The sequence below is a fragment of the Actinoallomurus sp. NPDC052308 genome (assembly GCF_040679195.1).
GTDB classification, from domain to species: Bacteria; Actinomycetota; Actinomycetes; order Streptosporangiales; family Streptosporangiaceae; genus Actinoallomurus; species Actinoallomurus liliacearum.
Map to the genome: position 1 here is coordinate 445,356 of NZ_JBFAUM010000001.1, position 8,676 is coordinate 454,031.

Consider the following 8,676-nt stretch of genomic DNA (forward strand, 5'->3'; position numbering starts at 1 on the left):
CGGAAACGGATTCGGAATCCGCTTCCGTATTTGAGTCTAGAGTGAGGAACGTCCCGAATGCCAGAGAACGCGGCTCGCAGGTCTCGCGCCGACGCCGAACGCAACCGCGGCCGGGTGCTCCAAGCGGCCGACGAACTGTTCGCCGAGCACGGTGACCAGGTGCAGATGGCGGACGTGGCCCGGGCGGCGGGCGTCGGCGTCGGCACCGTGTACCGGCACTTCCCGACGCGGCAGGCACTGGTCGAGGCGGTCGCCGAGGTGCGCTTCGCCGAGATCCTCCGGCACGCGCGCGAAGAGTGCCTGCCCCTGCCCGACACGCGCCAGGCCCTGGCGGGCTTCCTGGCGCGCATCGGCCGGGTGCACGAGGAGGGACGCGGGGTGTCCAGTGCCATCGAGGCCGCCCTGGGCGACACCGAACCGCGCGGTCAGATCGGCGCCGACCTGCTGGCGGTCGGTGCGGAGTTGGTGGAGCGCGGCCGGTCCGACGGCACGCTGCGCCCCGATGCCAACGTCGCCGACCTCTACATGATCGCGGGAGCGGTCGCCGCCATCAGCCGGAACGCCGTGGGCGACTGGCGCCGCTTCATCGACATCGCCCTCGACGGCCTCGGCCCCCGGCCCTGAGCCCGCCGGCGGCGGGACGAATGCTCGGTGAACGCGGTCGTGAGGCGGGGCGAATGCCGCAGGGCGGCTCGTCCGCCGGGGTGTTCACCGAGCTTTTGGCCCGGCTGAGGCTGCCGGGGTGGGGCCGATGCGGTCGGCCTGGGTCAGCGGCGGCGCCGGATGAGACGCCAGAGGACCAGCAGCACCGCCACGGCGGCGGCGACCGGAGCGGCCCGCTTGATGACGGCCGGACCGGCGACCTCCAGCAGATCGATCGGCTCCGCCTCACGCCGGGCCGGTGTCGTGGCGGTCCGGGCCGCCGTCGTCGGCTTCGGGGCGCGCGCGGCCTCTTCCGCCGACTCCGCTGGGAACCCGGTACCGGTGCCGCTCTCCGCCGGAGTCCCGGTGGCAGCGGCGCTCTCCGCCGGGGCCCCGGCGGCGTCCTGGTCGGCGACCGCCTCTTCGGCCGTGGCCGCGCCGGCGGCTGCCTCCTCGACCCTGGCCTCGGCGGAGGCGCCGGTGTCCGGCTCGGCGGCCAGTTCGGTGGCGAGGTTGTCGGCGAACCGGCCGATCAGCTTGCCGCCGACCTCGGCGAGGATGCCCCGGCCGAACTGCGCGGGCCGGCCGGTGACGTTCAGTTTGGTGTGCACGGTGACGCGCGTACGGCCGTCGTCCTCGTGCAGGTGCGCCTGGACCGTGGCGGAGGCGGTGCCCGATCCCCGCGCCTCCTTGCCGGACGCCTCGATCACGACCGTGCGGGCCTCCTCGTCGCGCGAGGCGATGCGGGCCGTGCCCCGGTAGGTCACGGTCATCGCGCCGAGACGCACCTTCAGGCGGCCGGTGAACTCTTCGGTGTCGGCCGCGTCCAGCGTCGCCCCCGGCATGCAGGGCGCGATCCGCTCGACGTCGAGCAGCACCCGCCACGCCTGGTCCACCGGCACCGGAACGGTGAACTCGTGATCGAGTTCCATGCGCGGCCTCCTCGTGATCGGCGGTCTGCGGGTGACATTACAGGGCAAATAGGGCGGTGACCCGCGCCCCGCTCACCTCAGGCGCGTACCCGAGGTGAGCGAGGCGACACCGGGGGTCAGACGCCCGCGGCCGTCGCGAGGGCGCGGGCGGTCAGAACGCGGGCGAGGTGCCGCCGGTACTCCGCCGAGCCGTGCAGGTCGCTCGGCGGACTCGTGCCCTCGGGGGCGTCCTGCGCCGCGGCCTGGAACGCCTGACGGGAGGCCGGCCCGTCGGCGACGGCCGTCTCGACGGCGTACGCCCGGACCGGCGTGGAGCCCATGTTCGTCAGGCCGACGCGCGCCTCGGCGATCTCGCCGTCCGTGCGCCGGACGAGGCACGCGACGCCGACGATCGCCCACGCCTGCGCCGTACGGTGGAACTTCTCGTAGTGGAATCCCCAGCCGGTGTACTCCTTGGGCAGGCGTACGCCCAAGAGGATCTCGTCCGGCTCCAGCGCCGACGTCAGGTAGTCGGCGAAGAAGTCGCGGGCGGGGATCTCCCGCGCCGACGTGACGAACACGGCGTCCATCGCCAGCGCCACGGCGGGCAGGTCACCGGCCGGGTCGGCGTGCGCGAGGGAGCCGCCGATCGTGCCCCGGTGGCGGACCGCCGGGTCGGCGACGGTGGAGGTGGCCGCGGCGAGCAGCGGCGCGTGCGCCTGGATCAGCGGGTCGCGGATCACCTCGTAGTGCGTGGTCATCGCCCCGACGAGCACCGAGTCGCCGTCGTCGCGCACCCCGCGCAGCTCCGGCAGGGCGGAGACGTCGATGAGCACCTCGGGGTAGGCCAGCCGGAGCCGGAGCAGCGGCAGCAGGCTCTGCCCGCCGGCGATGACCTTGCCCTCCTCGTCCGCCTCGCGCAGGGCCGCGACCGCGTCGCTCAGCGACGACGGCCGTACGTAGTCGAAGGTCGCCGGGATCATGCCGCACCTCCCGCGGAACCGAGGCCGCCGCCCGCGCCGGGTTCGGGCGCGCCTTCGGGCGGGGCCGAGCCCCGGCGCGCGCCGGTCAGCGCCCGCCAGACCCGTTCGGGCGTGCAGGGCATGGGCACGTCGTCGACCCCGTACGGGCGCAGCGCGTCGACGATCGCGTTCACGACCGCGGGGGTCGAGGCGATCGTGCCGGCCTCACCGACGCCCTTGACGCCCAGCGGGTTCGTGGTCGCCGGGGTCTCCGTACGGTCGGTGGTGAACGTCGGCAGGTCCGCGGCCGAGGGGATCAGGTAGTCGGCCATCGTGGTCGTCGTCAGGTTGCCGTCGGCGTCGTACACCGCCTCCTCGTACAGCGCCTGCGCGATGCCCTGCGCCAGACCGCCGTGCACCTGGCCCTCGACGATCAACGGGTTGACGACCTTGCCGACGTCGTCGACGGCGACGTACGAGCGGATCTTCACGAACCCGGTCTCGGTGTCCACCTCGGTGGCGCACAGGTGCGTGCCGTGCGGGAAGGAGAAGTTCTCCGGGTCGTGGGTCGCCTCGGAGTCCAGCGACGGCTCGAACCCCTCGGGCAGGTCGTGCGCCGCGAACGCGGCGAGGGCCACCTCCTGGAGCGTACGGGCCTGGCCCGGGACGCCCTTCACCGCGAACGACCCGGCGGAGAACTCGATGTCCCGCTCGTCGGCCTCCAGCAGGTGCGCGGCCATCCGGCGTGCCTTGTCGATCACCTTGTCGCAGGCGTTGAACAGCGCGACCCCGCCGACGGCGAGGGAGCGCGAGCCGTACGTGTCCATGCCCTTCGGCGAGACGCTGGTGTCGCCGTGCAGCACCCGGACGTCCTCGAACGGCACGCCGAGCCGGTCGGCGGCGATCTGCGCCCACGCGGTCTCGTGCCCCTGCCCGTGCGCCGACGACCCGGTGACGACCTCGACCTTGCCGGACGGCAGCACCCGCACGGACGCGTGCTCCCAGCCGCCCGCGCCGTACGACAGCGAGCCCAGGACCCGGGACGGCGCCAGCCCGCACATCTCGGTGAAGGTGGACACGCCGAGGCCCAGTTGCACGGGGTCGCCCCGGTCCCGCCGGTCGGCCTGTTCCGCGCGCAGCTTGTCGTACTCGAACAGCCGTAGGGCCTTCTCGGTGGCGGCCTCGTAGTTGCCGGAGTCGTATGTCAGCCCGGAGATCGTGTCGTACGGGAACTCCTCGTGCCGGATCCAGTTGCGCCGGCGTACTTCGAGCGGGTCCAGGCCCAGCTCGTTCGCGAGTTCGTCCATCAGCCGCTCGATGCCGAACGTCGCCTCCGGCCGGCCCGCGCCCCGGTACGCGTCGGTGGGCGTCTTGTTCGTGAACACGCCGGTGCACGTGAAGGAGTACGCGTCCATCTTGTAGATGCCGTTGAACATGAACGCGCCGAGCAGCGGGACGCCGGGCGTGACCAGCATGAGGTAGGCGCCCATGTCGGCGAGCAGGTCGACCTTCAGCCCGCGGATCCGGCCGTCGCGGTCGGCGGCGAGCGCCAGCCGCTGGATCTGGTCCCGGCCGTGGTGGACGGCCATGTTCCCCTCGCTGCGCGACTCGGTCCACTTGACCGGGCGGCCGAGTCGCCGGGCCAGCAGCAGGCAGACGACCTCCTCGCCGTACACCTGCAGCTTCGAGCCGAAGCCGCCGCCGACGTCGGGCGCGACGACCCGCAGCTTGTGCTCGGGGATACCGGTGACGGTCGCGAGCATCAGCCGCAGGATGTGCGGGATCTGGGTGGCCGACCACAGGGTGTACTCGTCGCCGACGGCCGAGCAGACGACGGCGCGGGGCTCCATCGCGGTCGGGATCAGCCGCTGCTGGACGTACCGGCGCTCGATCACCACGGGCGCGTCCCGGAAGGCCGCGTCGAGCTCACCCGCCTCGAAGACCCAGGTGTAGCTCTTGTTCGTGCCCTTGTCGGTGTGGACGAGGTCGGCGCCCTCCTCGACCGCGCGCTCCATGTCGACCACCGCGGGCAACGGTTCGTAGTCGACGTCGACGGCCTCCAGCGCGTCGACTGCGGCGTACCGGTCCCGGGCCACGACGACCGCCACCGGCTCGCCGACGTAGCGCACCTCGTCGACCGCGATCGGCGGGTGGTCGGGCAGGACCATGTCCTCGGTGACCGGCCACGCGCACGGCAGGCTGCCCTGCTCGTCGGCGAGGTCGGCGCCGGTGAAGACGGCGATCACACCGGGCCGGGCGCGGACGGCCTCGACATCGATCCGGGTGATCCGGGCGTGACTGATCGGGCTGCGCAGGAACGCCACGTGCAGCAGGCCGGGCAGTTGGATGTTGTCGGTCCAGTTGGTGCGCCCGGTGATCAGCCGGGCGTCCTCCGTACGCCTGCGGGCGCGGCCGACCTCCGCCTTCGCGTCGGGCGTACCCGGGGTGATCTGCTCGGCGACGGCCTCGGGGGCTATCTCGCTCATGAGACCTCCTTCGTCGGCGGAGTGATCGGGCGCGCTGTGCTTTCGATTCGCTCGCTCCGCTCGCTCACTGAGATACCTCCTCGGGCCGCTCGGCCTGGCGCATGTCGTTCGCGGCGTGGCGGACGGCGCGGACGATGTTCTGGTAGCCGGTGCAGCGGCACAGGTTGCCCTCGAGTCCGGCGCGGATCTCCTCGTCGGACGGGTCGGCGTTCTCCCGGAGCAGGTCCAGCGCGGCCATGATCATGCCGGGGGTGCAGTAGCCGCACTGCAGGGCGTGCTCCTCGTGGAACGCGCGCTGCATCGGGTGCAGGTTCTGCCCGTCGCCGAGGCCCTCGACGGTCGTGATCTCGTGCCCGTCCGCCTGTACGGCCAGGACGGAACAGCTCTTGACGCTGAGGCCGTCCACCAGGACGGTGCAGGCGCCGCAGTTCGACGTGTCGCAGCCGATCGGGGTGCCTACCTTGCCCAGCCGGTCGCGAAGATAGTGGGCGAGCAGGAGACGTGGTTCGACGTCGTCGTCGTATCTCACGCCGTCGACCTCTACCGACACGCGCGGCATACGTCCCTCCAGGATGTGCGGATTCCGATACGGGCAGGCCGTGCCCGGGAGGTCCTGGGGGCATGCCGGAACGCCGCCCGATCGCGTACGCGAGGCGGGCCGGACCCGCCGGTCGCGTACGCGAGGCAGGCGGCGCTCACCGGCCGCGCGCCCGGCTCCCGGTGCACGGGTGGTGCTCGGGCGTCAGTCGTGATTGAACTGGTGGTGACTGTTCACCTTGTGGCCGCGTCGGGCGCCTTCACGGTGCCTGCGACGGATCTTGGCGGCGGCTCGTCTGATGCGTTTCGCACGGCTTCGCGACATCGCTTGCTCCAGTGGCAGGAGGCATGACGTGTTGTCAACGTAAGCCCGGAACGCCGGGAAAGGCCAGAGGGAGAACGAAACGTGACGGCGGGTTGACCCTGCCTCGGCCGTCCGGCGAACCCCTCCGCCGACACGCGTCACCACAGAGCCGGCGCCCGGGCCGCGTCGGGGCCGCGGGCAACCATCCGGCGCAGTGGCTCACCGGCCGCCGCGATGTGGTTCTCTTTCCCAATGCGACGCGGATGAACGGCGTTTCGGCACCGCGTGAGGAGCGGAAGGCGGCGGTGACCGGGCTTTCGTCGGAAGGTTTCCAGCGAATTGTCCGAAGCGGTGGCATTGTGTTGTCCCGTCGCGTTTGAACGGAGGGGCCGTGACGAGTGTCGAGGAGCGTGTCGCCGGTGATCCCGGCCGGGCGGTCGCGGGCGGAGAGGCCGTCGGCCGCCTGGCCCGTGCCCTGACGTTCGCTCGTCGGCACCGCGTCTTCCTCCCGGTTCTCGCGTCGGCCGTCGTGCTCCGCCTGGTCGCGATGCTGGGTTTCCAGGGCGCCATGTGGTTCCCCGACTCCTATGACTACGTCAGCGGAGCCCTGAGCCTCACCCCCAACCTGATCCGGCCGAGCGGCTACTCCCTGTTCCTCTGGCTGCTGTCCCCGTTCCACAGTTTCACCCTCGTCGTGCTCGTCCAGCACGCGATGGGCGTCGCCGTGGGCGTGATGGTGTACGCGCTGCTGCGGCACCGGTTCGGGCTGCCCGGCTGGGCGGCGTCCGTCGCCGCGGTCCCCGCGCTGTTCGACGCCTTCGGTATGCAGCTCGAGCACCTGATCATGTCCGACACGCCGTTCACGTTTCTGCTCACGCTGGCGGTCACCGTCGCGCTGTGGGAGAAGGAGCCGAGCGCCCGGCGGATGGCCCTCGTCTGCCTGCTCGTCGGCCTCGCGGCGATCACCCGCTCGGTGGGCCTGCCGATCCTCGTCCTCACCCTCGCCTGGCTGACCGTACGACGGGCCGGGCGCCGCGCCGTCCTCGCGGGACTCGTCGCCGGGCTGCTGCCGGTGGCGTTGTACGCGGGGTGGTTCTCCTCCCGTACGCAGCGGTACGGGCTGACGTACAGCACGGGGATCTTCCTCTACAGCAGGACGATGCCGTTCGCGGACTGCCGGAAGATCAAGCCACCGGTCGACGAGCTACCGCTGTGCATCGACACGCCTCCCGCCAAGCGAGGCCGGTCGCAGCTCTACATCTGGGGCCGGATCTCGCCGTTCCACCGGTTCGCCCAGCGCAAGTTCACCCCGGACGTCGAGCGGCGGGCCGGCGACTTCGCCCAGCGGGCCATCATCGCGCAGCCGGGCGACTACGCCGAGACCGTGACCTCCGACCTGCTGCGGACGTTCCGGTGGCACCACCCGTCGTTCCCGGACCCCGAGACGTACGACTACTACCTCTTCCAGCCGCACCCGCCGCAGCCGCCGTCCGTCGCGGTGGCGCGAATGCGACCGTACGACCCCGGACACGTGAAGACGAAGGTGGTCCGGCCGTACGCCTCCGTCATGCGGGTCTACCAGCGCTTCTTCTTCGTGCGCGGCACGGTGTTCGGCCTGATCCTGCTGCTGGGGCTCGGCGCGCTGCTGCGCCGGCGGTGGGACGCCCTGCTGCCCTGGACGATCGCGGTGGTCGCCATCCTCGTGCCGCCGACCACGGCCGAGTTCGACTACCGCTACGTCATCCCCGCCCTACCCGCCGCCTGTATTGCCGCCGCCCTCGCCTTCACCCGGCGCGACGGCGACACTGGTCATGTCATCGACCGGAACCACCGGGGTCGCGCGGTGTGACCCTCCCACCGGAGTCGGCAGGGGCCGAACGACTCGCGGATATCACATGGCATGTACCGAAATGCCCCGGCGGCGGAGGCGGCGCGAGCCGTCTCCATCCGCCGGGGCACTACTTCGTGGTCCTCCCTGGAGAGAGGGCCACTACCCCACGTACTTGCCGGACACCGAGTGGTAGCCGTCGCCCTTCTCGGTGGCTTCCAGGTTCGTGAACCGAACACCCGCGTCGGTGAGCTCCTTGGCGACCTGCTTCTTCGCCTCGTCCGAGGTGGGAGCCTTGACGATGGGGCGCAGGAAACTGTCGGGCATGGCAGAACCTCTTTCATTTGTTTGGATCTTGACAAGAGGGACAGTCCACCGACTGGGACGAACGGCCATACAGAACTTCTCGCTGGGAAAGTCGCCGGACCCTCTTGCCCGTATGATCCGAAAATAGGCTTATCGGGCGATATGTCACGCCTGGGGTTATCGCACAGCGAGTTCGATGCTCGGCGTGTCTCGGCGTCGCGCGCCGACGGAGCCGCTCTTTTCGGCGTTCGAGACGATCACGACTGTGTGGGTCGCCCGGACGGAGGGCTCGGCGAAGGGCCGCACCGGCCGACTGTTCGGGCCGTTATGTCCCGGCCTTGGCCGTCGGTCACCGAATCTTTGGCACGGCGGGACTGGGGTGCGCATGAGCTCTTCGGGGACGTCATCGCGGCGACTGCGAAAGAACGACCCCCTCGGGGGAGGGGGCCGCTCGTCGTTCTCAGGCAGCGGATCGGCCGGCCCTTCGTTCGGCTCGCCGAAGACCGTCCTGGTCGCAGGCTAGCGCCCGAGGGTCCGGTGGGTGGAGCCGCTGCTCCCGGAGTCGGTCCGCTCCAGCGTCCGGTGGGTGGAGCCGCTGCTCCCCGAGTCGGTCCGCTCCAGCGTCCGGTGGGTGGAGCCGCTGCTCCCCGAGTCGGTCCGCTCCAGCGTCCGGTGGGTGGAGCCGCTGCTCCCCGAGTCG

7 protein-coding genes are annotated in these 8,676 nt (G+C 71.5%); 2 read left to right on the top strand and 5 right to left on the bottom strand.

What is annotated here, in order from left to right; all coding sequences use genetic code 11:
• The first annotated feature begins 57 nt into the window (after window positions 1-57).
• On the top strand, window positions 58-624 hold the full coding sequence (locus AB0L00_RS02395) for a helix-turn-helix domain-containing protein (RefSeq protein ID WP_345353013.1): 567 nt from the start codon (window positions 58-60) through the stop codon (window positions 622-624).
• Window positions 625-767: 143 nt separating this feature from the next.
• Here AB0L00_RS02395 and AB0L00_RS02400 read toward each other — a convergent pair whose 3' ends face one another.
• From AB0L00_RS02400 to AB0L00_RS02415, 4 genes are all read right to left on the bottom strand, one after another.
• Window positions 768-1,574, bottom strand: coding sequence for an SRPBCC family protein (locus AB0L00_RS02400; protein ID WP_364427223.1), 807 nt, complete (start codon window positions 1,572-1,574; stop codon window positions 768-770).
• A 116-nt stretch (window positions 1,575-1,690) separates the two neighbouring features.
• Window positions 1,691-2,536, bottom strand: coding sequence for a xanthine dehydrogenase family protein subunit M (locus AB0L00_RS02405; RefSeq protein ID WP_364427226.1), 846 nt, complete (start codon window positions 2,534-2,536; stop codon window positions 1,691-1,693).
• Window positions 2,533-5,001 carry a xanthine dehydrogenase family protein molybdopterin-binding subunit gene (locus tag AB0L00_RS02410; RefSeq protein ID WP_364427228.1) on the bottom strand — a complete coding sequence of 823 codons (2,469 nt, stop codon included), beginning with the start codon at window positions 4,999-5,001 and terminating at the stop codon, window positions 2,533-2,535. The genes AB0L00_RS02405 and AB0L00_RS02410 overlap by 4 nt, the downstream gene beginning before the upstream one ends.
• Window positions 5,002-5,065: 64 nt before the next feature.
• Window positions 5,066-5,560, bottom strand: a complete 495-nt coding sequence (locus tag AB0L00_RS02415) for a (2Fe-2S)-binding protein (protein WP_364427231.1) — start codon at window positions 5,558-5,560, stop codon at window positions 5,066-5,068.
• Between the two features lie 673 nt (window positions 5,561-6,233).
• On the opposite strand from AB0L00_RS02415, the gene AB0L00_RS02420 reads away from it, so the two are divergent.
• Window positions 6,234-7,691: a hypothetical protein gene (locus AB0L00_RS02420; protein ID WP_364427234.1), complete on the top strand. Its 1,458-nt coding sequence runs from the start codon at window positions 6,234-6,236 to the stop codon at window positions 7,689-7,691.
• A 141-nt stretch (window positions 7,692-7,832) separates the two neighbouring features.
• Here AB0L00_RS02420 and AB0L00_RS02425 read toward each other — a convergent pair whose 3' ends face one another.
• Window positions 7,833-7,997 carry a hypothetical protein gene (locus tag AB0L00_RS02425; protein ID WP_364427237.1) on the bottom strand — a complete coding sequence of 55 codons (165 nt, stop codon included), beginning with the start codon at window positions 7,995-7,997 and terminating at the stop codon, window positions 7,833-7,835.
• Window positions 7,998-8,676 lie beyond the last annotated feature (679 nt).